This is a genomic window from Pseudomonas sp. 13B_3.2_Bac1 (assembly GCF_025466205.1).
GTDB classification, from domain to species: Bacteria; Pseudomonadota; Gammaproteobacteria; order Pseudomonadales; family Pseudomonadaceae; genus Aquipseudomonas; species Aquipseudomonas fluorescens_H.
The window spans coordinates 20,656-45,845 of sequence record NZ_JANLOG010000097.1 but is presented as its reverse complement, the minus strand read 5'-3'; the positions used below and the strand labels follow the sequence as shown (position 1 = coordinate 45,845).

Annotated in this window: 28 protein-coding genes; 19 read left to right on the top strand and 9 right to left on the bottom strand. The window is 59.1% G+C overall.

All coding sequences use genetic code 11. The annotated features are described in order from the left end of the window. Window positions 1-61: 61 nt before the first annotated feature. The 3 genes from NTD85_RS15620 to cynS all read right to left on the bottom strand — a co-directional run bounded on the left by NTD85_RS15620 (window position 62) and on the right by cynS (window position 1,518). Window positions 62-721: a carbonic anhydrase gene (locus NTD85_RS15620; protein WP_262142608.1), complete on the bottom strand. Its 660-nt coding sequence runs from the start codon at window positions 719-721 to the stop codon at window positions 62-64. 12 nt (window positions 722-733) lie between these two features. Then, window positions 734-970, bottom strand: coding sequence for a DUF2790 domain-containing protein (locus tag NTD85_RS15615; RefSeq protein ID WP_103521585.1), 237 nt, complete (start codon window positions 968-970; stop codon window positions 734-736). Between the two features lie 80 nt (window positions 971-1,050). Further along, complete coding sequence (gene cynS, locus NTD85_RS15610) at window positions 1,051-1,518, bottom strand: cyanase (RefSeq protein WP_003226042.1); 468 nt, start codon at window positions 1,516-1,518, stop codon at window positions 1,051-1,053. A gap of 119 nt (window positions 1,519-1,637) precedes the next feature. Between cynS and cynR the strand changes: the two genes are divergently transcribed. After that, window positions 1,638-2,516 carry a transcriptional regulator CynR gene (cynR, locus tag NTD85_RS15605; protein WP_262142607.1) on the top strand — a complete coding sequence of 293 codons (879 nt, stop codon included), beginning with the start codon at window positions 1,638-1,640 and terminating at the stop codon, window positions 2,514-2,516. 201 nt (window positions 2,517-2,717) lie between these two features. Here the strand turns inward: cynR and NTD85_RS15600 are convergent, their stop codons facing one another. From NTD85_RS15600 to NTD85_RS15590, 3 genes are all read right to left on the bottom strand, one after another. Next, a complete protein-coding gene (locus NTD85_RS15600) occupies window positions 2,718-3,047 on the bottom strand; it encodes a hypothetical protein (RefSeq protein ID WP_262142606.1) in 330 nt (109 codons plus the stop codon). A gap of 511 nt (window positions 3,048-3,558) precedes the next feature. Beyond that, window positions 3,559-4,062 (bottom strand): GNAT family N-acetyltransferase, encoded by a 504-nt coding sequence (locus NTD85_RS15595; RefSeq protein WP_262142605.1) that lies wholly within the window; start codon window positions 4,060-4,062, stop codon window positions 3,559-3,561. Between the two features lie 187 nt (window positions 4,063-4,249). Further along, window positions 4,250-6,181 carry a DNA topoisomerase III gene (locus NTD85_RS15590; RefSeq protein WP_262142604.1) on the bottom strand — a complete coding sequence of 644 codons (1,932 nt, stop codon included), beginning with the start codon at window positions 6,179-6,181 and terminating at the stop codon, window positions 4,250-4,252. Window positions 6,182-6,460: 279 nt separating this feature from the next. Here NTD85_RS15590 and NTD85_RS15585 point away from each other — a divergent pair, with 279 nt between their 5' ends. Together NTD85_RS15585 and NTD85_RS15580 are read left to right on the top strand one after the other, a co-directional pair. Further along, window positions 6,461-7,867, top strand: coding sequence for a serralysin family metalloprotease (locus NTD85_RS15585; protein WP_262142603.1), 1,407 nt, complete (start codon window positions 6,461-6,463; stop codon window positions 7,865-7,867). A 200-nt stretch (window positions 7,868-8,067) separates the two neighbouring features. After that, complete coding sequence (locus NTD85_RS15580) at window positions 8,068-8,436, top strand: DUF427 domain-containing protein (RefSeq protein ID WP_262142602.1); 369 nt, start codon at window positions 8,068-8,070, stop codon at window positions 8,434-8,436. Window positions 8,437-8,592: 156 nt separating this feature from the next. On the opposite strand, the gene NTD85_RS15575 is transcribed toward NTD85_RS15580, so the two are convergent. Beyond that, a complete protein-coding gene (locus NTD85_RS15575; RefSeq protein WP_003226027.1) occupies window positions 8,593-10,215 on the bottom strand; it encodes an MFS transporter in 1,623 nt (540 codons plus the stop codon). A 127-nt stretch (window positions 10,216-10,342) separates the two neighbouring features. Further along, complete coding sequence (locus tag NTD85_RS15570; protein ID WP_262142601.1) at window positions 10,343-12,010, bottom strand: GMC family oxidoreductase; 1,668 nt, start codon at window positions 12,008-12,010, stop codon at window positions 10,343-10,345. Window positions 12,011-12,143: 133 nt separating this feature from the next. On the opposite strand from NTD85_RS15570, the gene NTD85_RS15565 reads away from it, so the two are divergent. The 10 genes from NTD85_RS15565 to NTD85_RS15515 all read left to right on the top strand — a co-directional run bounded on the left by NTD85_RS15565 (window position 12,144) and on the right by NTD85_RS15515 (window position 19,055). Beyond that, window positions 12,144-13,028 carry a LysR family transcriptional regulator gene (locus NTD85_RS15565; RefSeq protein ID WP_007966865.1) on the top strand — a complete coding sequence of 295 codons (885 nt, stop codon included), beginning with the start codon at window positions 12,144-12,146 and terminating at the stop codon, window positions 13,026-13,028. A 199-nt stretch (window positions 13,029-13,227) separates the two neighbouring features. Then, window positions 13,228-13,575 (top strand): metalloregulator ArsR/SmtB family transcription factor, encoded by a 348-nt coding sequence (locus NTD85_RS15560; protein ID WP_103484235.1) that lies wholly within the window; start codon window positions 13,228-13,230, stop codon window positions 13,573-13,575. Window positions 13,576-13,600: 25 nt separating this feature from the next. Beyond that, entirely contained in the window at window positions 13,601-14,071 is a 471-nt protein-coding gene (locus NTD85_RS15555; RefSeq protein ID WP_201137283.1) for an arsenate reductase ArsC, read from the top strand. Between the two features lie 12 nt (window positions 14,072-14,083). Further along, window positions 14,084-14,782: an arsenical resistance protein ArsH gene (gene arsH, locus NTD85_RS15550; RefSeq protein WP_262142600.1), complete on the top strand. Its 699-nt coding sequence runs from the start codon at window positions 14,084-14,086 to the stop codon at window positions 14,780-14,782. Between the two features lie 72 nt (window positions 14,783-14,854). Beyond that, window positions 14,855-15,694 (top strand): helix-turn-helix domain-containing protein, encoded by an 840-nt coding sequence (locus NTD85_RS15545; protein ID WP_201137285.1) that lies wholly within the window; start codon window positions 14,855-14,857, stop codon window positions 15,692-15,694. Window positions 15,695-15,762: 68 nt separating this feature from the next. Next, window positions 15,763-16,341 (top strand): LysE family translocator, encoded by a 579-nt coding sequence (locus NTD85_RS15540; protein WP_262142598.1) that lies wholly within the window; start codon window positions 15,763-15,765, stop codon window positions 16,339-16,341. Between the two features lie 174 nt (window positions 16,342-16,515). Further along, a complete protein-coding gene (locus tag NTD85_RS15535; RefSeq protein ID WP_262142597.1) occupies window positions 16,516-17,064 on the top strand; it encodes a cytochrome b in 549 nt (182 codons plus the stop codon). A gap of 203 nt (window positions 17,065-17,267) precedes the next feature. Continuing rightward, window positions 17,268-18,194, top strand: a complete 927-nt coding sequence (locus NTD85_RS15525; protein WP_262142596.1) for a sel1 repeat family protein — start codon at window positions 17,268-17,270, stop codon at window positions 18,192-18,194. Between the two features lie 137 nt (window positions 18,195-18,331). Then, a complete protein-coding gene (locus tag NTD85_RS15520) occupies window positions 18,332-18,547 on the top strand; it encodes a DUF4287 domain-containing protein (protein ID WP_262142595.1) in 216 nt (71 codons plus the stop codon). A 13-nt stretch (window positions 18,548-18,560) separates the two neighbouring features. Next, on the top strand, window positions 18,561-19,055 hold the full coding sequence (locus NTD85_RS15515; protein ID WP_201137289.1) for a GNAT family N-acetyltransferase: 495 nt from the start codon (window positions 18,561-18,563) through the stop codon (window positions 19,053-19,055). 21 nt (window positions 19,056-19,076) lie between these two features. Here NTD85_RS15515 and NTD85_RS15510 read toward each other — a convergent pair whose 3' ends face one another. After that, window positions 19,077-19,475, bottom strand: coding sequence for a carbohydrate-binding module family 20 domain-containing protein (locus tag NTD85_RS15510; RefSeq protein WP_201137290.1), 399 nt, complete (start codon window positions 19,473-19,475; stop codon window positions 19,077-19,079). A 222-nt stretch (window positions 19,476-19,697) separates the two neighbouring features. Between NTD85_RS15510 and NTD85_RS15505 the strand changes: the two genes are divergently transcribed. The 6 genes from NTD85_RS15505 to NTD85_RS15480 all read left to right on the top strand — a co-directional run bounded on the left by NTD85_RS15505 (window position 19,698) and on the right by NTD85_RS15480 (window position 24,787). Next, complete coding sequence (locus NTD85_RS15505; protein WP_262142594.1) at window positions 19,698-20,219, top strand: GNAT family N-acetyltransferase; 522 nt, start codon at window positions 19,698-19,700, stop codon at window positions 20,217-20,219. Between the two features lie 508 nt (window positions 20,220-20,727). Next, on the top strand, window positions 20,728-21,090 hold the full coding sequence (locus NTD85_RS15500) for a DUF6124 family protein (protein WP_210558721.1): 363 nt from the start codon (window positions 20,728-20,730) through the stop codon (window positions 21,088-21,090). 140 nt (window positions 21,091-21,230) lie between these two features. After that, complete coding sequence (locus tag NTD85_RS15495) at window positions 21,231-22,772, top strand: T6SS phospholipase effector Tle1-like catalytic domain-containing protein (protein ID WP_262142593.1); 1,542 nt, start codon at window positions 21,231-21,233, stop codon at window positions 22,770-22,772. Further along, window positions 22,772-23,428, top strand: a complete 657-nt coding sequence (locus NTD85_RS15490; RefSeq protein WP_262142592.1) for a DUF2931 family protein — start codon at window positions 22,772-22,774, stop codon at window positions 23,426-23,428. The genes NTD85_RS15495 and NTD85_RS15490 overlap by 1 nt, the downstream gene beginning before the upstream one ends. Before the next feature lie 11 nt (window positions 23,429-23,439). Continuing rightward, entirely contained in the window at window positions 23,440-24,099 is a 660-nt protein-coding gene (locus tag NTD85_RS15485) for a DUF2931 family protein (protein ID WP_262142591.1), read from the top strand. Window positions 24,100-24,130: 31 nt separating this feature from the next. Next, window positions 24,131-24,787 carry a DUF2931 family protein gene (locus tag NTD85_RS15480; RefSeq protein WP_103484209.1) on the top strand — a complete coding sequence of 219 codons (657 nt, stop codon included), beginning with the start codon at window positions 24,131-24,133 and terminating at the stop codon, window positions 24,785-24,787. Window positions 24,788-25,190: the final 403 nt, after the last annotated feature.

The following is a 25,190-nucleotide window of genomic DNA, read 5'->3' as shown; positions in this document are numbered from 1 at the left end:
TGTTTTTAAAAAGCAAAATCAAAAGATCGCAGCCTTCGGCAGCTCCTACACAGTATGAGTATCAGGCAGCTGCGCCGGTGTTTGCCTGCACCGCACAAGTCGCTGGCTGCTCAGCCAGCGGCACAAACGTGCGGCGGTCTGCCGCCAGCGCATCGATCGAGCCGGTCTCGATGTCATACACCCAGCCATGCAGATTCAGCAGGCCTTTCTCCTGGGCCAGGCGCACGCTCGGGTGGGTCTGAATATTCGCCAGTTGCGCGATCACATTTTCCCGCACCATCGAACTCAATTTCGCCGCGTCATTGGCGTGCGGCCGCGCCTCGTTCACCACTTTCGCCGACTCGGCATGTTGCAGCCAGCCGCTGACGGCGGGCAGATGATCCATGCATTTGCACTGGGCAATCGCGGTCATCGCGCCGCAATCGGAGTGCCCACAGATCACGATGTCAGTCACCCCAAGCACCGCCACCGCGTATTCCACCGTTGCCGAAACCCCGCCCGGATGCGGGCTGTAGGACGGCACGATATTGCCTGCGTTACGGATCACGAACAGCTCGCCGGGTTCTTGCTGGGTCAGCAGTTCCGGCACCACGCGGCTGTCGGAACAGGTGATGAACAAGGTTCCGGGTTGCTGGGTGGTCGCCAGGTGTTTGAACAGTTCGGTGCGTTGCGGGAAGGCTTCGTTCTGGAACTTCAGGAAACCGTCGATCAGGCTTTTCATGGTGTAGTCCTCTTAGTTCGAGCAACCGTTGCCGAATTCGCTGTATTGAAGAATGTGTTTGTCGCCATTGCTGTCCAGATACGTCATCTCCACCGGCACCACGCCACAGACGTCGGCAACCGGGGTAATGCTCACGACTTCGGCGATGTCCAGGTGCATGCCGTAGTGGTAGGCCACGGCATCTTCATCGGCATGAACCTGAGTGGACAGGCCGGCAAGCAGGGCAAGGGCCAGCAGAATTTTTTGCATGGGGCAGCCTCCAGACGTATTGGGGAACGGTTGCAATGAAAGTGTTGGTGTGGCCCGCCCCTCGGGGCGGGCCAGGCGGATCAGAACGGACGCAGGGGCAGGAACTTGCCGTCGAGGGTGACCACGGCGCGGGAGCCGCCTTCCGGGTCTTCGACTTTCTTGATGTCGAGTTTGAAGTTGATGGCGCTGATGATGCCGTCGCCGAACTGCTCGTGGACCAGGGCTTTGAGGGTGGTGCCGTAGATCTGGATCATCTCGTGGAAGCGGTAGATGGTCGGGTCGGTCGGCACGCCGCTGAGGCTGCCGCGCAGCGGGATGATCTGCAGGGCGGCAACGGCGTCGGCGTCCAGTTCAAGTTTGTCGCCAACCACTTGCGCGGCGGTTTGTGGCAGCGGGTGCTGGCCGAGCAGGGCAGCGGTGACGTAGGCCAGGCTCAGGCCGGTGTCGTCGGCCAGATCCTGCCACGACAGGCCTTTGCGTGCCTTGATGTCGAGAATGCGGGTGGTCAGGGCCAGGCTGGCATCGTTGTAGGCGTGGGACTGTTGCATGGTGTCACTCCTTTCAGGGTTGGCTTGCTGTGTGGGAGCAATCTTCTGCCGATTGATCCATAGCGTCCAAGACCGATATACAATGCTTCGCATAAGCTCTGCCTATAGATGGTGATCCCATGTTGTTGCGACATTTGCGTTATCTGCTGGCCGTGGCCGACCACGGCGGCTTCACCCGGGCGGCGGAGGCGTTGCATGTGTCGCAGCCGACCTTGTCGCAACAGATCCGCCAACTGGAAGAAAGCCTCGGGGTGAGCCTGTTTGATCGCACCTCGCGCACGGTCAAGCCCACCGATGCCGGTGAGGCCTATATCGAATGCGCGCGGCGGGTGCTGGTGGAACTGGAGGCGGGCAAGCGGGCGTTGCATGACGTGAAGGATCTGTCCCGTGGCAGCTTGCGTCTGGCCATGACCCCGACCTTCATGGCCTATCTGGTCGGGCCGTTGGTGCGCGATTTCGCGGCGCGCTATCCGGGTATTCATTTGCAGATTTTCGAACTGTCGATGGACGACATCGAGGTTGGGCTGGCGGATGACTCGCTGGACATCGCGATTGCCTTTACCCCGGTGCGCCACCCGGACATCGAGTGCATTCCGGCGTTTACCGAAACCCTGGGGATCATGATCGGCCGCGAGCATCCGTTGTACGAGAGCACTTCGGTGCTGACGGCGAGTGACCTTGCGCAGCTGGATTTCGCCTTGCTGGCGTCAGACTTCATTACCCGGTTATCGATTGATGAGTATTTTCGTCAGCAGGGGATTACGCCGAAGGTGCGGATCGAGGTGAACTCGGTGAGTACATTGCTCGAGGTAGTGCGCCATTCGCCAATGGCGACGATGTTGCCGGAGGCGATTGCCACCGAAGACCGGGTGCTGCGTCGGCTGCGGGTCGAGAACGAAGCGCCGCAGCGCGGGGCGGCGTTGTTGCGGCGGCGCAATAATTACCACAGTGCGGCGGCGGTGGCGTTTATGAATCTGGTACTGGAAACGAAAATCTAACCAACGACACATTCCCCCTGTAGGAGCGGGCTTGCTCGCGAAAGCGGTGTATCAGTTGATGTGATGGTGACTGACACGGCCCATTCGCGAGCAAGCCCGCTCCCACAGATTTTGTGGTGAATGCTGAATATAAAAAAGGGCCTGCTCTTGCTACTTGTGAAGTAGCAGAGAGCAGGCCCTTTTATTTATTGAAGTTGTAACTCAGTAGAACCGATCAATCACCCGAACTTCATTCTTGTTCTGCATCGAATCCCACGCCTGTTTCAGCGTCTGCAGCACATTGCCGATGAAGTCCCTGTCGGCCGCAGCTTTTTTGCCGACATAACCGTGGCCGCGGCGGTACATCTTCAGGCGGGCCAGCAGGTTCTGGTTGCTGCGGTCGAATTCTTCTTCACCAGCGTGGGGCGACAGGCAGTCGATATGCACCTGACCCGACTTGCTGATCCAGAGAATGTGGCTGTCGTGGCTGTCTTTTTGCGCAGCGAACATACGAGCCAGTTCTTCGATAGTAGGTTGATTGTTCAGATTCATGATGTTTGCCCCTTGACCAGTCTGGTGATCTTTCAAAGTTGATTCGCTAATACAGGTAGCCCATCGGTTAGTTGATCCCTGGCACCGAAACCAGGACGTCAGCGGTCGCCCGTGTGAAATACGGGGTCATGCATCTGTTGCATGTAGTCGTGTTGAATAACTGCTACGCAATAGCGTCACAACGAGGAGAAGCAGCGAAAACCGGGAGGCTCCTTGACGACGTTTTCAGGGTCGGCCACAAGCGTCTTGAGAATTTTCGCCAGCGCTTCTCGTCCTTGTACTGGACGTTCAGGCCAGGTCAGCTTCTTCAATCTGCCTTGTGGGCAGCGTGTATCCGGAAAAAACAACTCGGCGGTCAGACGAGTTTGCTCAAGCGTGTTACTGATGTTCCCGATCGGGGAACGTCTTCATCATGCAAAAGCAAAACGGTGCCGTCAACGGTTTTGTAGTGATTATTTTTGTTCACTACATATTGTCGGACAAAGCTGTTTTGGAATGAGAAAAGTTTCGTTCAGGCAACGGAAGCGGGGACGTTCAGGACGTAGAAGGTGCAGGGGTAACCGTCTACCGAGCGTTGCTGACGGGTGAACTCGCCACCGCTCAATTGCGGGATCAGCCCGGCCCAGAAGCGCTGTGCAGGCAGGTTGGCGTCGATATGAAAAATCTGCCATCGACCTGGCAGGCGGCTCAAGAGGGCAGAGACGACAAACTGCGCGACGCCTTGGCCACGAAAGCGTCGAGTGAGGAAGAAATAGCCGATGTTGTGTTCGGCGCCGTCGATGTGGGTTTCATCATCCACGGTCACGAAACCGGCCAACTCACCGTCGACGCGGATCAGGAACGGTTGGGTAGCTGGATTGCGCCAGTAATCGTCCTTCTGCTGAATGCTGAAGAAGCCATGTTCGCCGAGTTTCAGTGGTAGCCATTGGCTGAAGTCGTACATGTAGAACTGCATGAGGTTTTCGATGGTTTGCAGTTCGTCGCGGTGGGCGGGGTGTAGTTCGATGGTGGGCATGGTCAATGAACTCCAAAAGGGAGACTTAAGAACCCTGTGGCGAGGGAGCTTGCTCCCGCTGGGGCGCGAAGCGGCCCTAAAGCCTGCAATCGCGATGTTTCAGATAGACCATAGTTGCAGGTTTTGCGACTGCTGCGCAGCCGAGCGGGAGCAAGCTCCCTCGCCACAGGAGCTCAGCAGGTTTGAGTTATTTGGCGGTACGCTTGGTTGCACTGGCGGTTTTACTGCGCGCCGATTTGCGTTTCTTCTTCCACGGCGCCGCAGCCTTGCCGGCCGGTGGCGGGCCGCTGATGGTCAGGCTCAGCGCCGAACAGCGGGTGACCTGCTTGCTCATCCACGCCGCCTGTTTGGTGACGAACTCTTCCAGACTCATCTCGCCGCTCTGCACCATGTCCAGCGCCTGTTCCCAGATGGCGGTGGTGCCGGGGTCGGCAATTGCCCGGGGTACGGCGTCGATCAGGCTGAAGGCTGCAGGCGTCGCGGCCAGCGCCTTGCCGTTTTTCAGCAGATAACCGCGATCCAGCAGGCCCTGAATGATCGAGGCGCGAGTGGCTTCGGTGCCGATGCCGGTAGTGTCCTTGAGTTTCTGTTTGAGCAGCGGATCTTCCACCAGTTTGGCGACGTTCTTCATCGCCTTGATCAGATCACCCTCGGTGTAGGGTTTGGGCGGCTGAGTCCAGAGATCCTTGAGGTTCACGCCGGCCACGGCGCAATCGATACCCTGACTCAGCGCCGGGAGGGTTTGCGGTGCTGGCGCTTCACGACCCTTGGCCGGGGCGAGGGCTTCGGGCAAGGCGCGTTTCCAGCCCGGTTCGATAATCTGCTTGCCGACGGCGCGCAATGCTTCACCGGCGCAATCGAAATCGGCCTGGGTGCGATCGTATTCGTGGTTGGGCAGAAATTGCGCCAGATAGCGCGCGCGAATCAGGGTGTAGACCGCCCGGTGCTTACCGCTCAAACGCTCGAGATTTTTCGCCGCCGCTGTGGGGATGATGCCGTGGTGGGCGCTGACCTTGGCGTCGTTCCACGCCCGTGAGCGGCGTTGCGGGTCGAGGTGACCGTTCAGCGCATCGAGGCTTGAGTCGGCCTGACGCAGTGCAGCGAGTATCCCCGGCGCCTCGCTGTGCTGGCTCAGCGGCAGGAAGCCGCAATCACTGCGCGGGTAGGTGATGACCTTGTAGGTTTCGTACAGCGCCTGGGCGATGTCGAGGGTTTCCTGAGCGCCGAGACCGAGTTTCTTCGAGCAGACTTCCTGCAGGGTGCCCAGATCGAAGGGCAGCGGTGCCACTTCACGCATGCGCTCGGTGCGCAATTTCACCACCCGTGCGCTGGCCGCATTGCTGATTGCAGCCGCCGCTTGCTGCGCCAACGCCTGATTCAGGCAGCGATCCTGATCGTCGCAAACGTCGGAGGGCGCACGCCATTGTGCAGTGAACGGCGTGCCGTCGTGCAGCAGTTGCACATCGATCGCCCAATACGGCACCGGCACGAAATCGGCGATGCTGCGGTCGCGATCCACCACCAGCCGCAGTGTCGGCGTCTGCACCCGGCCGACGGGCAGCACGCCCTGATAGCCGGACTGACGGCCCAATAACGTGAACAGGCGACTCATGTTCATACCTATCAGCCAGTCCGCGCGGGAGCGCCCTAGGGCCGAGTGATACAGGCTGAAGGTTTCCGCTCCCGGCTTTAGTGCGGCCAGGGCCTTGCGGATCGACGCCTCATCCAGCGCCGACAGCCACAGGCGACGGATCGGCCCGCGATAGCGGCAGTGCTCGACCAGTTCCCGGGCAATCATCTCGCCTTCACGGTCGGCGTCGGTGGCGATGATCAGTTCGCTGGCCTCGCCCAACAGGCGCTTGACCGCCTTGTACTGGCTGGCAGTGCGCGGCTTGACGGTCATTTTCCACTTGTCCGGAATGATCGGCAGATCCGCCAGCACCCAGCGCTTGTAGCGCGCGTCGTAGGCATCCGGCGGGGCGGTTTCCAGCAGGTGGCCGATACACCAGGTCACCGTGACGTCCGTTCCCAGCCAACAGCCGTCGCCCCGGCGCTTGGCGCCCAGCACGGCCGCAATGTCTTTGGCCTGGGAAGGTTTTTCACAGAGGTACAGCCGCATAACCACCGTCGTCAATCAGTTCACTGGAGGTGCACAGAATGGCCGGAGTTCGCGCCCGGGGCAACTTTTATCTGTATGGATATACAGATAAAAACATTGCCGGGAATGACCGGTATTACCGGGACGGCGCAGGCGACTATCGAGAAATCGAATGGCACCGCGCTTGTCGGGCATGGCAGGTTCGTCGGGCCTTCAAGAAACGCGAGTGACAGGACGATCTCGCCAGAAGATCGCCACGGTCCGAACGCACTGACCACTCTGAAACAAGGAAGTCCCACCATGGCTCAAGCCAAAGCGAAAACCAGCAGCGCCTATGACGAAGTGAATGCCTTCAGCCACTTGTACGACCGTGGCGTCGGCCTGGTGAACGGCAAACCGTCGTTTACCGCCGACCAGGCAGCCGACGAAATCCTGCGCAAAAACCTGTCGTGGCACGACAAGAACGGCGACGGCAAAATCTCTCTCACTTACACCTTCCTCACCGAGAAACCGGCGAACTACAACCCGAACCTCGGCAACTTCAGCCAGTTCAGCGCGCAGCAAAAGGCTCAAGCCATACTGGCGATGCAATCGTGGGCCGATGTGGCCAAGGTGACATTCACTGAAGGCACAGGCGGCGACGGTCACATGACCTTCGGCAACTACGATGTCAGCACCGGCGGCGCGGCGTTCGCCTACCTGCCGAGCGGCGGCAGCTACGATGGCCAATCGTGGTACCTGATCAACAATCAATATCAGGTCAACAAGACCCCGGACACCAACAACTACGGGCGTCAGACCCTGACCCACGAAATCGGCCATACCCTCGGCCTGTCGCACCCGGGCGCCTACAACGCCGGCAATGGCAACCCGACCTACAACGACGCCAAGTACGCCGAAGACACCCGTGGCTACAGCCTGATGAGCTACTGGAGCGAAGCCAATACCGACCAGAACTTCAGCAAGGATGGCAGCGGAGCCTACGCCTCCGCGCCGTTGCTGGACGATATCGTGGCGGTGCAGAAACTCTACGGCGCCAACTACGCAACCCGCGCCGATGACACCACCTACGGTTTCGGCTCCAACGCCGGCCGCGATTTCTACAGCGCTACGTCGGCGGCGTCGAAAGTTGTGTTCTCAGTGTGGGACGGTGGCGGTAACGATACGCTGAACTTCTCCGGCTTCACCCAGAACCAGAAGATCAACCTCAATGAGGGTTCGTTCTCTGACGTTGGCGGGCTGGTCGGCAACGTATCGATTGCCTATGGCGTAACCGTGGAAAATGCAGTTGGCGGTTCGGGCAATGACCTGCTGATCGGCAACTCGGCCGTCAACCATCTGTTCGGCGGAGCCGGCAACGACATCCTTTACGGCGGTGGCGGCGCCGATGTGTTGTGGGGCGGCGAGGGTGCGGACACCTTTGTGTTCGGTGCAGCCAGCGATTCGACCAACAACCAGCCGGACTGGATCATGGATTTCAAAAGCGGCGTGGACAAGATCGACATCTCGGGCATCGCCGGTTTCGCCACGGGTGCGGCCACGTTGAACTTCGTCAATGCTTTCACCGGTCATGCGGGCGATGCGATCCTGACTTACTACGCGCAGGGCGGTCAGACCACGCTGCTGGTTGATCTGAGCGGGCAGGGGCAGATCGACTTTGCCGTTGGTGTGGTGGGGCAGGCGCTGGCGACTGATATCGTGGTTTGAGCTGATCCTGACTGACACCGACTCAGGGCAAGTGTTGTCCTGTGGCGAGGGAGCTGGCTCCCGCTCGGCGGCGAAGCCGTCGCAAAACCTGAAATCGCGTTATACCTGATGCAGCGCGATTTCCGGATTTGGGTCTGCTACGCAGCCCAGCGGGAGCAAGCTCCCTCGCCACAGTTCATTTGTCCCTGGAGAAACCCCCAATGAGCACCACCGGCCTCAACCCCGTAATCACCCTCGAAGAACTCTCCGGTTGCCTGCTGGTGAAATTCCACGGCATCCAGGTCGCGGCGTCCTCTCATGTGCTGGTTCTCCATGAGGCCAACTACCCGGCGGTGTACTACGTGCCCCGCGAGGACATCGACGAGAAATACTTCGCCCGCACCGACCACACCAGTTATTGCCCATACAAGGGCGATGCCAATTACTTCAGCCTGCAAGTGCCGGGGCATGAGGGGGCGAACGCGGTGTGGACGTACGAGAAACCGAAAATCTCGGTGGAGCAGATCAAGAACTATGTGGCGTTTTATCCTGATCAGGTGAAGTTTGAAGTGATCAAGGCTGACGCTTAGTTCCTGGATGAAGAGATTTAATTGTGGCGAGGGGATTTATCCCCGATGGACTACGTAGTAGTCCCATTTTTCACGGGGGCGCTACGCACCCCATCGGGGATAAATCCCCTCGCCACAGGTTTTTTTCACCAAAGGATCATGTGTGCAGGTTCAGATTCAGTTCTTGTCCAGATCGATATTCTTCGTCTCACGCAAACAAATCATCCCCACCACCAGGCTCACCCCGGTAATCAGCACCGGGTACCACAGCCCATAGAAAATATCCCCGGTGTACACCACCAGCGCGAATGACACGGTGGGCAGGAATCCACCAAACCAGCCATTGCCGATGTGATACGGCAGGGACATCGAGGTGTAGCGGATGCGGGTCGGGAACAGTTCGACCATCAGCGCCGCGAGCGGGCCGTAGCACATGGCCGAGATGATGATCAGCGCGACGATCAGGGCGACGATCATCGGTTTGTTGATTTGCTGCAGGTCGGCCTGTTGCGGATAGCCGGCGAGGGTGACGGCGCCGCGCAGGGCGGATTCGTCGTAGCCGTCGATCTTCACGTCACCGACGCTGACCTGCACGCCACTGCCGGCCGGGGCGGCGGCGCTGGAGTAGGGCAGGCCTTGCTTGACCAGGAAGGTCTTGACCTTGTCGCACGGGCTGTCGAATTTGGCCTTGCCCACCGGGTCGAACTGGAAGGTGCAGGTGGCTGGATCCGCCAGCACGGTGATCGGTGCCTGACGGCTGGCTTGATCGATTGCCGGGTTGGCATAGTGCGCCAGGGATTTGAAAATCGGAAAGTACAGCGCCGTCGCCAGCAGCAGGCCGAGCATCAGCACCGGTTTGCGTCCGACCTTGTCCGACAGCCAGCCGAAAATGATGAAGAACGGCGCGCCGATCACCACGCTGATGATCAGCAGGGTGTTGGCCACCGCCGGATCCATTTTCAGGAACTGGGTGAGGAAGAACAGCACGTAGAACTGCGCGGCGTAGAAGGTCACCGCTTGCCCGGCGTTGATGCTGAACAAGGCGATCAGCACCACTTTGAGGTTTTCCCATTTACCGAAGGATTCGCGGATCGGTGCTTTCGATGCCTTGCCTTCCTCTTTCATTTTCAGATACGCCGGCGACTCGTGGAGGCTCAGGCGGATCCAGGTGGAAATGCCCAGCAGCACGATCGACAGCAGGAACGGAATACGCCAACCCCAGACTTCAAACTGATCGCCAGTGAAGTAGCGGCACCCGAGCACCACCAGCAGCGACAGCAGCAGGCCGAGGGTTGCAGTGGACTGAATCCAGCTGGTGTGGAAGCCGCGTTTGCCGATTGGCGCGTGTTCCGCCACATAGGTCGCCGCACCGCCGTATTCACCGCCCAGGGCCAGACCCTGGAGCATGCGCAGCACCACCAGAATGATCGGTGCGGCAATGCCGATGCTGGCGTAGGTCGGCAGCAGGCCGACGCAGAATGTGGCGATACCCATCAGGATGATGGTGGCGAGGAAGGTGTATTTGCGTCCGATCATGTCCCCCAACCGACCGAACACCAGCGCCCCGAACGGCCGCACGATAAACCCTGCGGCGAAGGCCATCAGCGCGAAGATGAACGCCGTGGTGTCGTTGACTCCGGCGAAAAACTGCTTGCTGATCACCGCCGCGAGGGCGCCGTAGAGGAAGAAGTCATACCACTCGAAGACCGTCCCCAGGGACGAGGCGAAGATGACTTTCTGCGTGGCATTGCTGGTGCTGGCGCCGCTCGCGGCGTCCAGCGGCTGAGCGTGTTCTGACATATCGAAATCCCTCACAGTGATTGTTTTTGTTGTTCCACTGGTGTTGCGTGTCCGGGTGAAGCGCGATGTCTTGAATCTGCTGTTGATTCCTGTGGGAGGGGGCTTGCTCCCGAAGGGGCCGTGTCAGTCAAATCATGGGTGAATGACACTCCGCTTTCGCGAGCAAGCCCGCTCCCACACTGGGGCTGTGAACAGGTCCTGAAAGGATCAGCTGTGCCGCCTTCTCGGCAATCATCAGCGTAGGCGAACAGGTGTTGCCCGAGGTGATACGCGGCATGATCGAGGCGTCGGCGATGCGCAGGCCGGGCACGCCATGCACGCGCAATTGCGCGTCGACCACCGCGTCAGCGTCATTGCCCATGCGACAGGTGCCGACCGGATGGAAAATCGTCGTACCGATGCGCGCCGCCGCTTCGTGCAGTTGTTCTTCGCTTTGCAGGCTGTCGCCGGGCAGATACTCCACCGGTTTGAACGCTTGCAGGGCCGGGGCGCTGACGATGCGTCGGGTCAGGCGAATTGCGTCGGCGGCCACGCGCAGGTCTTCAGGATGGCTGAGGTAATTCGGTTGAATCAGCGGTGCTTCCTGCGGGTCTGCCGAACGGATGTCGATGCGGCCACGGCTCTGCGGACGCAGATCACACACCGACGCGGTGAACGCCGGAAAGCTGTGCAGCGGCTCGCCAAAACGCTCCAGCGACAGCGGCTGCACGTGGTATTCAAGGTTGGCGGAAGTCTGCTCTGGCCCTGAGCGGGCAAACGCGCCCAACTGACTCGGCGCCATCGACAACGGCCCGCTGCGGTCATACAGATAACGCAGGCCCATACCCATCTTGCCCCACACGCTGCCGGCGATCTGATTCAGGGTGCGGGCGTTCTGCAGTTTGTAGATCAGGCGCAGTTGCAGGTGATCCTGCAGATTGCCGCCGACTCCCGGCAGCTCATGAGTCACGCCAATGCCGAGGCGCTCGAGCAGTGGACGCGGGCCGATTCCGGAGCGCTGCAGAATGCTTGGTGACCCGACGGAGCCAGCGCAGAGGATGATCTCCTTGCGTGCCTTGAAGCTTTTCGTGTGCCCTTCGTGACGTGCGCTGACCTTCGATGCCCGCCCGTTTTCCAATAGCACGCGATCAACCTCAACCCCGGTCAGCACGGTCAGATTGGCCCGCTCGCGAATCGGTTTGAGAAAGGCCTTGGCCGCGTTCCAGCGCACCCCGGCCTTCTGGTTGACCTGAAAGTAGCCGCAACCCTCGTTGTCGCCCTGATTGAAGTCGTTGATGCTGGCGATGCCGCTCTGCTCGGCGGCGCTGCGAAACGCGTCGAGAATCGGCCACGACAGGCGCTGTTGCTCGACCCGCCATTCACCCTTGGCGCCGTGAAATTCAGCGGCGCCGGCGAAGTGGTTTTCGCTGTGTTTGAACAGCGGCAGCACGTCGTTCCAGGCCCAGCCCGGATTGCCCTCGGCCGCCCAGCCGTCATAGTCGCCGGCCTGGCCGCGCATGTAGATCATGCCGTTGATCGAGGAGCAGCCACCGAGCACTTTGCCGCGTGGGTAGCTCAGACTGCGGCCTTGCAGGCCGGGTTGCGCCTCGGTCTTGAAGCACCAGTCGGTGCGCGGGTTGCCGATGCAGAACAGGTAACCCACGGGGATGTGAATCCACGCATAGTTGTCGCGTCCGCCGGCTTCGAGCAGCAACACCCGCTGCTGCTTGTCTGCCGACAGTCGATTGGCCAGCAAGCACCCGGCAGGGCCGGCGCCGACCACGATGTAGTCGTATTCTTCAAGGGAAGTCTGCATTCCCTGACCTCGCTTTTTGTTTTTATTGTCGGACACTCTAGTTGTTAGCTTTCGTCAAAAGAATGTTAGTTTTTGCGCAGCCGCTGTGCGTTTTCAAACAGCCTGGATTGACGATAGCTGACAAGGACACCCCATGTTCGACTGGAACGACCTGCGGTTCTTTCTGGAGTTGCAACGCAGCGGCCGCCTGCTCACCGCTGCCCGGCGTCTGAACACCACTCACGCCACCGTGGCCCGTCATATCGAGGCCATCGAAAAGAGCCTCGGCACCGCGCTGTTCGTTCAGCACGCCCAAGGCTACGAAATGACCCCGGCGGGGGAGGCGCTGCTCAAGCACGCCGAAGCCATGGAAAACGTTGCGCTGCTGGCTCAGGAAGAAATCACCCAGTCCACCGCGCCGCTGGGCAAGATCCGCGTCGGCGTCACTGAGGGGCTGGGCATCAAGTTTCTCGCCAGCCGCATGATCGGCCTGTTCGAACGCTATCCGGGGCTGGAGGTGGAACTGGTCGCCGTGCCGCGCTTCGTCAGCATCCTCAACCGCGAGGCGGAAATCAGCATTCATCTGGAGCGCCCGGCGGCCGACATGCTGGTCACGCGCAAGCTCACCGACTATCGGTTGGCGCTCTATGCCAGCCAACGCTACCTCGACAACGCGCCGCCGTTGCGCAGCCGCGAAGACCTCGGGCGGCATGCATGGATCGGTTATGTCGATGATCTGTTGTTCAGTCAGGAACTGATGTTCCTCAACAGCTTCTGCCGCAGCCCGCGCGTGGTGTTCCATAGCACCAGCGTCATAGCCCAGCAGGAAGCGGCGCGCTCGGGATTGGGCATTGCGGTGTTGCCTTGCTACATGGCCGCGTCGGATCCGGATCTGGTGGCGTTGCTGCCGGATGACAGCATCGAGCGCAGTTACTGGATCAGCACCCGACGCGAGTTGCACAAGTCGGTAAGGCTGCGGGTGGTCTGGGATTATGTCGTCGGCCTTTGCGAAGCGGAGCAGGGCCTGCTGCGCGGATAGTCCCACCCCACAAAAATCCCCCAGTGGGAGCGGGCTTGCTCGCGAAAGCGGTATGTCTGTGGCATAGGTATCGACTGACACTACGCCTTCGCGAGCAAGCCCGCTCCCACAGGGGGTTCTGCGATGTGGCTTGAATCCGGGGTTGAATAATATATGGATATCCGTATATTCGGTTTTCCATATGTTCGAGCCCGCCCCCATGCTCACCCCCACCGAACTGTTCAAAAGCCTGGCCGATGAAACCCGTGTCCGCGCCACCTTGCTGATTGCCGAGCAGGGTGAGCTGTGTGTCTGCGAGCTGATGTGCGCCCTCGACGACAGCCAGCCGAAAATCAGCCGCCACCTCGCGCAACTGCGCAGCAATGGGTTGTTGCTTGATCGCCGTCAGGGCCAGTGGGTCTATTACCGGCTCAACCCGGATCTGCCGGATTGGGTTCGGCAGATCCTCAAGGTCACGGCCACGGCCAACACCGATTGGCTCAAGGACAATGCCTGTCGCCTGCACAACATGGATGGTCGTCCTGCCCGCGAAACCGCGTGCTGCTGAACTTCAAATATTCCCGGAGCTATCCATGCGTGTCCTGTTCATGTGCACGGCCAACAGTTGCCGCAGCATCCTTTCCGAGGCCGTGTTCAATCATCTGGCACGCGAGGGTTTCGAGGCTGTGAGCGCCGGCAGTTTTCCCAAGGGCCAGGTGCTGCCACGCAGCCTGACGACTTTGCAACAGGCTGGTATCGCTATCGACGGTTTGTACAGCAAGGGCAACGACGCCTTCGAAGGCAACCCGCCGGACATCGTCATCACCGTCTGCGACAAGGCGGCGGGCGAAACCTGCCCGGTGTACTTCGGGCCGGCGATCAAATGCCATTGGGGGCTGGAAGATCCATCCGATGTGATCGGTGATGAGGCGACAGTGGATGAAGCGTTCCGTGCCACCGTGGCGATCATCGAGCGCCGCTGCGCAACGTTCCTCGGTCTTCCTTTCAAAACACTCAGCCGCGTTGAGCTTCAGCGCGAACTGGATCGCATCGGCTCCCTCTGAGCCGGAGGACATATGTCAGAGCACCTGCCCAATCTTGATCACACGCTGTTCGAAGGCCCGATCACATCACCTTCACACGAACATCAACCACGCATCCTGCTGCTCTACGGCTCGACCCGCGAACGCTCCTTCAGCCGTCTGCTGGTGGAGGAGGCCGCACGCTTGCTGGAGCACTTCGGCGCCGAAACGCGCATCTTCAATCCGTCCCGTTTGCCATTGCCGGATGACGCCCCGGTCGACCATCCCAAGGTGCAGGAACTGCGCGAGCTGGTGTTGTGGTCGGAAGGTCAGGTCTGGTGTTCGCCGGAACGCCACGGCGCGATGTCTGCGGTGTTCAAGGCGCAGATCGACTGGATTCCGCTGGAGCTCGGCGCGGTACGTCCGACTCAGGGCAAAACTCTCGCGGTGATGCAGGTCTGCGGCGGTTCGCAGTCGTTCAACGTGGTCAATCAACTGCGCGTACTGGGGCGCTGGATGCGCATGTTCACCATCCCCAATCAGTCTTCCGTGCCCAAGGCTTTCGCGGAATTCGACGAGGCGGGGCGCATGAAACCTTCGCCGTTCTATGATCGCGTGGTCGATGTGATGGAAGAGCTGGTGAAGTTCACCGTGCTGCTGCGCGAGCGCCAGGATTTTCTGGTGGATCGCTATTCCGAACGCAAGGAAAGCGCCGAGCAACTGATGGCGCGGGTCAATCAGCGCTCGATCTGAAATGCACAAACCTTCTAGCCTCAACCCGCCAATTGTGGATTACTGGCCCCAGCCCACCACTGTACGCACGCCATGAGCAACTGGATCGACCTTGCCCGCGACCGGGAAACCGGCATCGAAACTCTGCACGCGCATTTCGCCGGGCACGCGCACGCCTACGATCCGCACTGGCATGAAACGTATTTGATCGGCTTCACCGAGCAGGGCGTGCAGCGCTTCAACAGCCGTCGGGCGCGGCATGACAGCACGCCGGGCAAGGTTTTCATGTTGGAGCCCGGCGACATCCATGACGGCGATGCGCCGAGCCCGGACGGCTTCACCTATCGCATGCTCTATCTGCAACCGGCATGGTTGGAGCAGGCGCTGGATGGTGTGCATCTGGGCAGTTATGGCAGTGGCTTGCCGGGGATCGGCAGTGTGCTCAACGATGATCCCGAACTGGCCCGGGCCACCTTGTTTGCGTTCAATGCGCTGCATCAGCAGGACGTACGCATGGTGCGCGACGTGGCGCTGGATGCCTTGCTCGAACGACTGGCGATTCATCTGTACCGGCGACCGCAACCGAGCGCTGCCAACCGCGCACCGTTGATCGCCCGGCAGGCACGCGATTACCTGGTGGCCTACCACGAACAGGACATCAGCCTGCAAACCCTGGCCGACGTCTGCGGCACCGACCGCTTTCGCCTGACCCGCGCGTTCAAGGCAGCCTATGGACTCGCACCGCACGCGTGGCTGATCCAGCTGCGTCTGAGCCGTGGTCGGCAGATGCTTGCCGCCGGCATGCAGCCAGTGGAAGTCGCCGGTCGCCTCGGATTCGCCGATCAAAGCCATCTCGGCCGCTGGTTCGTGCGTGCCTACGGCATCACGCCGGGTGCCTATCAGCAACGCGCCATTGGCACCTTTCGACGCTGAACAAACGTTCAAGACCGTCACCTTGCTCAACCATCACAGTGGGCCCTGACTTTCTACAGGGCCGTGCCATGCTTGCGTTCATCCTCTTTGCCTTCGTTGCCTCGATCACCCCGGGGCCGACCAACCTGATCGTTCTCAGCACCAGCGCCCGACGCGGCTGGCGGCCGTGCCTGCCGATCATTCTCGGCGCGGGGGCGGGCGCCGCTTCACTGGTGTGGGTGGCAGGCGCTGGCGCCAGTACGCTGATGCTCCCCGGTGTGCGCCCGCTGATCAGTGCACTGGGAATGTGCTGGATGCTGTGGCTGGCGTGGCAGATCTTCAACGCCCCCGTTACCGCCATCGACCCCGAAGCGGGGGAAGCACGATCTGAACTGGGTTTAATCGGCGCAGCCTTCTTGCAGTGGGTGAACCCCAAATCGTGGTTTATGGCGATTGCCGTGATCAGCGTGTTTACCGCGCAAGGGCAGGGGCTGAATGCGCTGTGCCTGGCGTTCTTTCTGGTGTCGTTGCCGTGCCTGGGTGTCTGGGCGTTGTTGGGGCGTGGGGCGGCGCGCTGGCTGAGTAACCCGGCGCAGTTGCAGTGGCTGAACCGGATTCTGGCGGTGTTGCTGGTGGTCTCATCCGCCGCTGCGTTGCTGCACCACTGAGGCAATGGTTGAGTGATATATCAGAGGCTTTTTTTTCACAAAATTTGCAGGTGAAGTGCGGATAATGAACGGGCAATCTGCTGGGGGTCTTGAGGCTGCGAGGGCAGGGTGGTGCAATCGGTTCGCCCTGCAATTGCGTTGAGACCGTCGCTCACGACAATCACGAGGCACGTTATGACTCGCGACACCGCCGTCACCCGTTATGGAAAACTCTCAATCACCCTGCACTGGCTGATGCTGGCGCTGTTCGTTGGCGTCTATGCCTGTGTCGAAATCAAGGGCTACATGCCCAAGGGCAGCGAAGCGCGCGGCCTGCTGATGGGCTTCCACGGCCTGTTCGGCACGAGCATTTTCGTGCTGGTGTGGGTGCGTCTCCTCGGCCGCCTGAGCCCACGCCCGCCAATCACCCCCAAGCCGCCAGCCTGGCAGACCGGCATCTCGCACCTGATGCACCTGGCGTTGTACGTGCTGATGATCGCCACGCCGATCCTCGCCTGGCTGATGCTCGCCGCCGCCGACAAACCGTTCCCGTACTTCGGCTTCCACGTCCCGGCGCCGGTGGCGATCGACCCGGACTTCGCCAAACAGCTCAAGTACTGGCATGAAACGCTGGGCAGCACAGGCTACTGGCTGATCGGCTTGCACGCAGCGGCGGGGCTGTTTCACCACTACTGGGTGCGGGATAACACGCTGGTGCGGATGTTGCCGGGGCGCACGGAATAATCTTGATCTCCTTCATACATAATCCCTGTGGGAGCGGGCTTGCTCGCGAAGGCGGAGTATCAGCCACTGATGATTTCGGCTGACACGACGCCTTCGCGAGCAAGCCCGCTCCCACAGGTTTTGTGATGTGCTGAAGTAATCGACGCTTCAGGTTTTGCGCCGGCCTGCCGATGAAATCTGCACGATTTCAACGGATGCCATTCATGAACAAGGTTGTTGCTCTACTGGCGCTCACCGCCCTCATCGCAGGCTGCAAAACCAACAGCGCTTATACCCAGGTCGCAGATTTCCCCGCTCTGCGTTGCTTCGCCTACTGGGACGATAAAGCCATCACCTCGCTGGAAGTCAGCTACATCCGCGACCTCAGTCAGAGCGGTAACCTGCCGTGTACGATCATGCTGGGCGACCTGTACGAGAAGGGGCGCGGTGTGCCCCAGGACATTTCCAAAGCCAAGGCCCTCTATCAAGCCGTGGCCGATAAAGACGCCAGCGCCTATGGCCAACTTGGGCGCATGGCCGAAGAAGGCATCGGCGGGCCGGTCAATGACACCGATGCGCGGCAGTTTTACCAGCTTGCCGTGAGCAAGCCCGAGCAGCAGCGCAGTGAAGCCAAACTGGCCAAATACATGGAGGACGGGCGCGGTGGCCCGCAGGACCTGCAAGGCGCGCTGACGCATTACTTCAACGCCACGCAGTATCTCGGCGATGACTCGTGGCAAGGCATCGAACGTCTACGCGCCAAAGGCTTGCCTCTGACGATCGAGCAGCAACAGCGCTACAACAATCTCTTTGTCAGCAGCGTGCAAAGCGGCCTCCAGAAACGCATCACCGCCATAGAGAAGTCTCTGGAGAACAACGTCAATCCGACGTCTGCCAGCAAGCCAGTGCAGGTACAGCTGGAGTACACCCCGGGCGCATTGGCCCCGGTGGTTTCGATACGGCAAAGCTCGGGCGATAGCGCCCTTGATCAAAGAGTCATGCAAGCCTTCAGCGATTATCGCTTTCCCGGTGACCCGATCATGCCACCGGGCCAGAAGAGCTATCAGGCGATCCCGATCGTCAGGACGGACGGCAAGAGTCCGATGCAGCGATTTAACGAGAGCAGAAAGACTGAGCCTTCCCCCGAGTGAATCCCCCCACCGACAGGTCGGCGTGAACTCAACGGGCTGGCCGCGCCACTTGCCGGAACAGCGTCTCGCGTCCACTCTATGGCATGCCGACAAGGAGCGTCGCCGACCCTCCGTCGTGCCCCATGGGAGCTTGCAGCATGAGCGAAGACAACAAGGTAAAAGGCCCGGCGTCGTACTTCCCCTCCATCGAAAAAAAGTACGGCCAGCCCATCCATCACTGGCTGAACCTGCTCGCCGGCATTACCGACAAGAAACACATGGAACTGGTGGCGTGGCTCAAGGATGAACACGGCATGGGCCACGGCCATGCCAACGCGCTGGTCGCGCACCATTTGGCCGCAGGCAAACAGTGAGGGCAGGGCAGCGATGAACTTCACCCACCGGCCCGTGACGGCCGACGACGTCAAAACCCTGTGCGGCTTTCCGCAGGGCGTTCAAGAGTTGTACTTCATGTTCCCGAAAGCGCAGTACCCGCTGACGGAAGAACAAATGCACACCGCGATCAGCCAGCGCTTCGACTCCACGGCGTTTCTGGCCAACGGCGAGTTCGTCGGTTTCGCCAACTTCTACCGCGCCGAGCACGACGGCATCTGCTGCATCGGCAACGTCATCGTCGCGCCTTACGCCCGGGGCCAGGGCGTCGCTCGCTACATTGTCGAAACAATGACTGCGGTCGGCTTTGAAAAGTACGGGGCAAGGGAAGTGCAGCTGTCCTGTTTCAACGAAAACACGGCGGGGTTGCTGCTCTACCCGAAACTCGGCTTCGTGCCGTTCTCCATCGAAGAGCGCGCGGCGCCGGGTGGCAGACGCGTGGCGCTGATCAACATGACGCGCGGTCGAGGCCAGAGTTCGAGCTTGTAGCCGCGGCACCATACGGTCGATTCAGAAGCTTCCAGTCGCCAGAGGTGTGGGACTAAAAGCCATGGTTACTTGATTGTTGGGGGCTGTTTGCCAGGTTGCGTCGCTGGGGTTGCTGTCATTGCGGACGATACATTTCCACTCCACGACATCACCGGGTTTTGCGTTACTGAATTTTATCTTTCCGGACCAGGAGGGGTAGGGGGATGGCGTGAGTCGAACCGCTTTGGCCGGGTCCCAATTCCCTAACTCCGGCCGATCACCCACCGCATAGACGCTATAGCCTTGTGTCGTGACGCCGTTATCACAGCGGAAATTCGCCTCGAGCGAAATGTACGTCCAGGTGGCACCGGCATAGCCAATTATTGGCTGCAAGGCCAGCAGCAGAGCACTCAGTGGCAACAAGTATCGAATGCGGCCCATGATCAGTTCCTCAGTTTTCCTACAGTCGGGCCAGCTTAGCCCTGCGCAAACTGTAAGAGACCTGTAAGAACTGACAGTCCGTCAGACTCCTTTGCGATACCGTCACTGGCGCCTTATTCCCACAGGCACCCGAGCCTTGCGCGGAACCTGTGGGAGCTAGCCTGCTAGCGATGGCGCCCGCCCAACCGCTACATAACCTGCTGAATCACCAAGGTCTCGAGCATGCCAAACACCACAACACGCCTGACCTACCGACGCCCACAACAAGCAGACCTGCCCACCGTTTTCGCGATTTTCGGCGACCCACAAACGAACCTGTTCAACCCCGCCGGCCCCATGACCGACATCACACAAGCCGAAGCACTGCTGGATCGCTGGCTGCAACACTGGGAAACCCACGGCTACGGATGGTGGGCAATCAGCAGCGCACAAGCCCCTGGGCAGATCCTCGGATTCGCCGGCATCGCCGCCCACGACTACCTGGGCATACAGGTCATCAACCTCGGCTATCGCTTCGCCGTCGAAGCGTGGGGCCACGGCTATGCGACAGAGGCCGCACAAACCGCGCTGACCCACGCCTTCGACCATCTCGGGTTGCCCGAGGTATTCGGCCTGGTCAGGCCTGACCACACCGCCTCAATCCGCGTCCTGGAAAAGATAGGCATGCGCCGCTTCGGCGAACTGGACGATGTCCCCGGCAAAGCCCCCAGCCTGGTATTCCGAATCCAGCGAGATGCCCGCTGATTCGAACCACCTCCCTCTGTAGGAGTGAGCCTGCTCGCGATGACGCCAGTCCAGCCCCCACCAATCTCAATCCAGCCAAAAATCCCTGTGGGAGCGGGCTTGCCCGCGAAGACGTCTGCCCAATCACCCCATCAACCCCTGACCGAAATAAACAGAAAAATCACCCACGTTTAAACGAAGCCTCACGTAACCACCCAAGCCCTACAACGCCTTGCGTCATTGCCTACGAGTACGCCAGAATCCGCCGGCTTGTGCGTCTGGCGCGCCCTCCGTACCTTGATTCCTGTCACTGCTCATCAGTGATCGGGTCTGCAAGCCCGCCGGAAAGCCAGTCGCATAGCCACGCCACATGGACGCTCGTTCGCGTCTACAAAATGGCAGCTTTGTGCGGGAGACCTTCGGGTCTGCCGGGTTCCTGGTTTCCCGGTCTTGCAGACCCGCGCACAGCTGCCACCCATCATCTGCAAGTGATGCCGGTAGCTCCTAATGAACAATCAGGAGTTTCACCATGATCAAACCAACACCCAACCCGCCAGAAACCGACCTCGCATCGCCCTACGAATCCCTCGATTCCAAAAAACTCCACGAAGCCGCCGAACGCGCCCTCGACCACTACCTCACCCCGGCCACCCAAATCATGGCCAGCCCCCACAAACCCGAACCCATGTACCTCGCCAACCCGAAGTGCGATACCGAATCCCTGCTCGCCAACGCCAGCGAAACCCTCGGGTCCGCCAGCGAAATGCTCAACAACTTCGCCGCCATGCTCGACACCTCCCACCGCAAAACCGCACTGGGCATCGCCCAGGTCGTCATGCTCGGCGAACTCGCCGTAAACCAGGCCCTCGACAACGTAGAAATCGCCCACTGACCACCCCGGTGCGACGAGCCTAAACCCTCGTCGCACCCGGCAATCCCAAACTAGCTGGCACACGGCCACGGCTTGCACCCCCAAGCCTCGGCTGGCACCCTTCGGCCCGTTCTTCAAGGATCAGAACAAGGAATCAAGGATTGAGTGGCTACGTTCCCAACCCCCCGAAAAACTACCGCTACGAAGAAGCCAAACCCGTCGATATTCATGCCCAGCGTTGGGCTGAGTATGAGAAGCATGGGAAAGAACCTGCGCGCGAGCCTGAGAAAATCGGCATTGCGTTGAGGATTGGGGTGTTCTTTGATGGTACTGGTAACAATGCGAATAACACGGCGGCGGGTCTGCTGTGCGGTGCGCAGCATCCGATTGCGCCGCAAGATATTCCTGCGAGTTGCATGCCTTACATGAGTGATCCGGATAGCAGTTATGGGGCCGGCCTCACGAATGTTAAAAAACTGCATGATCTGTATAAAAAGACTGAAAAAGCGGAGGGCTCAGGAGCCTTCAAATGCATTTCACGTCCTGTCTATGTTGACGGAATAGGCACCGTCAGCAATAAAAAAGACAGCACGGTGGGCGCTGGTACGGGGCGAGGTGATACCGGTGTTGCAGCGCGTGTGCAGGCGTCTTTCGCGCAAATCAAACAAACCATTGATGAGGCCCTGCAAGATAGTCCCGGCAGTGAAATAGTGTCTCTGACTTTTGATACGTTTGGCTTCAGCCGTGGCGCCGCAGCTGCCCGGCACTTTTCCAATGAAATCGTGCGAGGCAAGCAGGGGCCACTAGGGAATTTGCTGAACATTTACGCTCGAGATTTCAGCCGAAATTTTGATAGCCAGTACGGAAACGGTATCAAGATGGGATTTATTGGCCTGTTCGACACAGTGCCATCCATTGCCGGCTTCACCAATCTTGGTCAAGTGACAAGTCCTATCGCTCCCGGTGTGAAGCTTTACCTGGACCGCAGGTTCTTCAAAGATGTTGTCCATCTCGTTGCTCGCGATGAGTGCCGAGTGAATTTCGCGCTCAGCCGTGTTAAGCCCGACCATCCGGAGTACACCCTTCCCGGCGTCCATTCGGATATTGGTGGAAGCTACCTCGATGAAGTCGAGGAGTGCGTGCTGGTCAGCCCTATGCAAGCCCTTGATGTCTCTGTCCAAACTGACGTTGCGACTACGTCGATCTACCGGGATGCTGCACGCCTGAAAAGTCAGTGGATTGCCAAAGGGTGGCCTGCGCATCTTCTGGAGGTAGTGACACCCGCCGCGCTCGTGCTCCCGAGGGACAATCAAGATCGACTGGCTCCCAGAGAAAAACGCGTGTACGCCGCGCTGCAGCTCAAAAGGCCAGTCAGCGGTAAGCTTTCTTTGGTTTACCTGAGAGTCATGTATCAACTGGCTAAGGAAAAGGGTGTTCAGTTCATCGACATGCCAGAAAGCGATGAGTACGCGGTTCCGGAGGAACTACAAGCCTTGTGTGATCGTTTTGTTGCCGGTGATTACAAAACCACTGATGAGGAAGAAACACTGCTTAAGCTCAAATACATCCACACCTCTGCAAACTGGAATCACCCCCTCGGAAGAAATGACGGCAGTGGCATCGAGGCCGTTTTCATCAACGCTCCGACGGCAGACGCAATTCGCGTACAACACCCACACGTACCTGATTGGAAGCTTTGGTAATGAGAGCATTGATTGTTCTGTTGGGCATTTTTCTGTTGGCGGGTTGCCAGACGGGCGCAGCCGAAAGTGGCGAAAGTGACCCCAAATCTCCTTGGTGGCAGTTAGGGTTTGTAGAGCCGGATTACATGAAGGTTTGGGTAGAAGACAGCTCAGTCCTGGACATCAATAACAGGACTTTTTTCAAGGCAGGCGGAAGCACCGCCGCCGGAGGTGAACCAGAAGATGGCACGGAGTCAGCCCGTGGTTGGGGCACGGTCAGTGGTTCCGGTATTCCGGTAACCGGTGCCGATCTTCCCAAACTCATCTTTGTTCGTTGGCAGTCCATATCTGAACAGAAGACCTACAAGGGTTTCATTGAAATTCCAGAGTCAGCGAGGCAATTGATGGTGGATTCAACGCACCAGCGTTGCCCGGAAACTCCTGAAAGGACCGCTCGATACATGGCTTCGCTTTACGTGGGGTTGGCCCCGGGTGGGGTGCTTCAAGCATGGGTCAGAGATTCATGCCACCGACCGATCCAGGTAGCTCATGCCCAGGGCGAACTTGAACCGCTAGGCCCGGAGCAGGGGAAGCACGGCGGACGCTATGCCTATCCAGTCAGCGAAAAGTCCAAGCGGTATATCGATAAATTCGGCATACCGTACGGGAGTTGGTAATTCTTAAGCCAATGAAACAACTCATAACGATACTTTGCGTTTTGCTAATCTCAGGATGCCAAGAAACTGATCCACTCTCAGCCAAAAATGACCCGAAGTCCGAATGGTGGGAGCTGGCGTTTATTGAGCCGGACTACATGAAGGTCTGGGTTGAAAACAGTTCTGTTCAAGACGTTAACAACCGGATTTTCTACAAAACCGGCGGCGGCACCGCTGCCGGGGGAGAGCCTGAAGATGGAACAGAGTCAGCCCGGGGATGGACAGGTGGGGTTGGCGGCAGCGGGAGGAGGGTGATAGGAGCAGACCTGCCCGTTCGAATCTGGGTCCGTTGGCAATCAATCGTCGAACAGAAAACCTGGCAAGCATGGGTAGATATTCCGGAAGAGGCCAGGCAGTTGATGGTGACGTCCGTCAATCAGCGCTGCCCGCGAACTCCCGATCGGCAAGCAAGATTCATGGCATCGGTTTATCTCGGCTTGGCTCCCGGCGGTGTCGTGCAGGTTTGGGTAAGAGACTCATGTCATCACCCAGTCAAAGTCGCGCGAGCACATGCGGAAATTGAACCACTGGGGCCGAGCCAAGGTAAGAACGAAGGACGGTACGCCTATCCTGTGAGTGAAAAGGCTAAGCGGTATATCGACAAGTACGGCATTCCATATGGAAGTTGGTAGTCGTGACAAATACTTGAATGGATCATTTGTAATGAAAGCAACGATTGCACTGCTGGGCGCTTTATTGTTGTCCGGCTGCCAAAGCAGTGGCCCAGAAACAGGCGAAAATGACCCTAAATATCCATGGTGGGAATTAGTATTCGTTCAGCCGAACTACATGAAGGTCTGGGTAGAGGACAGCTCCGTCCAAGACATCAATAACAGAGTCTTCTTTAGAGCTGGCAAGAGCACTGCAGCCAGCGGAGAGCCCGATATCAGCACAGAGTCTGCCCGTGGTTGGGGGACGGTGTCGGGGAGCGGGATGCCTGTGACAGGCGCCGATCTTCCAAAACTGATCTTTGTCCGCTGGCAATCCATAACAGAACAAAAAACCTACAAAGGCTTCATCGAAATTCCGGAAGAGGGCAGGCAACTGATGGTGAAGTCAACACACCAGCGCTGCCCGGAAACACCGGAGAAAACTGCTCGCTTTATGGCGTCACTTTACGTGGGGCTCGCTCCGGGCGGCGTGCTCAAAACATGGGTTAGAGATTCATGTCGAAATCCGGTTGAGATTTCTCGCGGTCAAGGAGAGATAGAGCCTCTGGGGCCGGAACAAGGGAAGCACGGTGGTCGTTATGCCTATCCGGTAAGTGAAAAGGCTAAACGATACGTCGAAAAGTACGGCATTCCGTATGGAAGTTGGTAGGCGACACCTCTCTTGCCTGTCTTTCAATGACATTGTCTTGAGTGAGTCACCTTTTTGACAGCTACCGCGTCAATTCTGAGCTCAACGAAGGTTCGCTTTCGGCCAATATCTGTCTGTCGTAATCGACCGAAATCGACCCAGAGCGGACGTTGTCACTGCACCCGGCGTCTAGTAAAAAGGTCATCTCCAGTTCCAGGCACTGAAACGAATTTATGACTACTGACTATGGTCAACGTGTTTGTAATCGATGCGGCGATTCAATTACTGGTTACTGTCCATCAATTGAAACGCTAGCGATCATCGGGGCTTTCCCCGAGAAGGGTGATCAGGCGGTAGTAGATGAGATAGTCCTCCGAGAAAACATTGATCCTAATGTTGTCTGGGAATATTTCCGCCATCGGAT

Coding starts and splice junctions, on each gene's coding strand:
- NTD85_RS15620 (WP_262142608.1), bottom strand. CDS start 721: ATGAAAAGCCTGATCGACGGTTTCCTGAAGTTCCAGAACGAAGCCTTC.
- NTD85_RS15615 (WP_103521585.1), bottom strand. CDS start 970: ATGCAAAAAATTCTGCTGGCCCTTGCCCTGCTTGCCGGCCTGTCCACT.
- cynS (WP_003226042.1), bottom strand. CDS start 1,518: ATGCAACAGTCCCACGCCTACAACGATGCCAGCCTGGCCCTGACCACC.
- cynR (WP_262142607.1), top strand. CDS start 1,638: ATGTTGTTGCGACATTTGCGTTATCTGCTGGCCGTGGCCGACCACGGC.
- NTD85_RS15600 (WP_262142606.1), bottom strand. CDS start 3,047: ATGAATCTGAACAATCAACCTACTATCGAAGAACTGGCTCGTATGTTC.
- NTD85_RS15595 (WP_262142605.1), bottom strand. CDS start 4,062: ATGCCCACCATCGAACTACACCCCGCCCACCGCGACGAACTGCAAACC.
- NTD85_RS15590 (WP_262142604.1), bottom strand. CDS start 6,181: ATGCGGCTGTACCTCTGTGAAAAACCTTCCCAGGCCAAAGACATTGCG.
- NTD85_RS15585 (WP_262142603.1), top strand. CDS start 6,461: ATGGCTCAAGCCAAAGCGAAAACCAGCAGCGCCTATGACGAAGTGAAT.
- NTD85_RS15580 (WP_262142602.1), top strand. CDS start 8,068: ATGAGCACCACCGGCCTCAACCCCGTAATCACCCTCGAAGAACTCTCC.
- NTD85_RS15575 (WP_003226027.1), bottom strand. CDS start 10,215: ATGTCAGAACACGCTCAGCCGCTGGACGCCGCGAGCGGCGCCAGCACC.
- NTD85_RS15570 (WP_262142601.1), bottom strand. CDS start 12,010: ATGCAGACTTCCCTTGAAGAATACGACTACATCGTGGTCGGCGCCGGC.
- NTD85_RS15565 (WP_007966865.1), top strand. CDS start 12,144: ATGTTCGACTGGAACGACCTGCGGTTCTTTCTGGAGTTGCAACGCAGC.
- NTD85_RS15560 (WP_103484235.1), top strand. CDS start 13,228: ATGCTCACCCCCACCGAACTGTTCAAAAGCCTGGCCGATGAAACCCGT.
- NTD85_RS15555 (WP_201137283.1), top strand. CDS start 13,601: ATGCGTGTCCTGTTCATGTGCACGGCCAACAGTTGCCGCAGCATCCTT.
- arsH (WP_262142600.1), top strand. CDS start 14,084: ATGTCAGAGCACCTGCCCAATCTTGATCACACGCTGTTCGAAGGCCCG.
- NTD85_RS15545 (WP_201137285.1), top strand. CDS start 14,855: ATGAGCAACTGGATCGACCTTGCCCGCGACCGGGAAACCGGCATCGAA.
- NTD85_RS15540 (WP_262142598.1), top strand. CDS start 15,763: ATGCTTGCGTTCATCCTCTTTGCCTTCGTTGCCTCGATCACCCCGGGG.
- NTD85_RS15535 (WP_262142597.1), top strand. CDS start 16,516: ATGACTCGCGACACCGCCGTCACCCGTTATGGAAAACTCTCAATCACC.
- NTD85_RS15525 (WP_262142596.1), top strand. CDS start 17,268: ATGAACAAGGTTGTTGCTCTACTGGCGCTCACCGCCCTCATCGCAGGC.
- NTD85_RS15520 (WP_262142595.1), top strand. CDS start 18,332: ATGAGCGAAGACAACAAGGTAAAAGGCCCGGCGTCGTACTTCCCCTCC.
- NTD85_RS15515 (WP_201137289.1), top strand. CDS start 18,561: ATGAACTTCACCCACCGGCCCGTGACGGCCGACGACGTCAAAACCCTG.
- NTD85_RS15510 (WP_201137290.1), bottom strand. CDS start 19,475: ATGGGCCGCATTCGATACTTGTTGCCACTGAGTGCTCTGCTGCTGGCC.
- NTD85_RS15505 (WP_262142594.1), top strand. CDS start 19,698: ATGCCAAACACCACAACACGCCTGACCTACCGACGCCCACAACAAGCA.
- NTD85_RS15500 (WP_210558721.1), top strand. CDS start 20,728: ATGATCAAACCAACACCCAACCCGCCAGAAACCGACCTCGCATCGCCC.
- NTD85_RS15490 (WP_262142592.1), top strand. CDS start 22,772: ATGAGAGCATTGATTGTTCTGTTGGGCATTTTTCTGTTGGCGGGTTGC.
- NTD85_RS15485 (WP_262142591.1), top strand. CDS start 23,440: ATGAAACAACTCATAACGATACTTTGCGTTTTGCTAATCTCAGGATGC.
- NTD85_RS15480 (WP_103484209.1), top strand. CDS start 24,131: ATGAAAGCAACGATTGCACTGCTGGGCGCTTTATTGTTGTCCGGCTGC.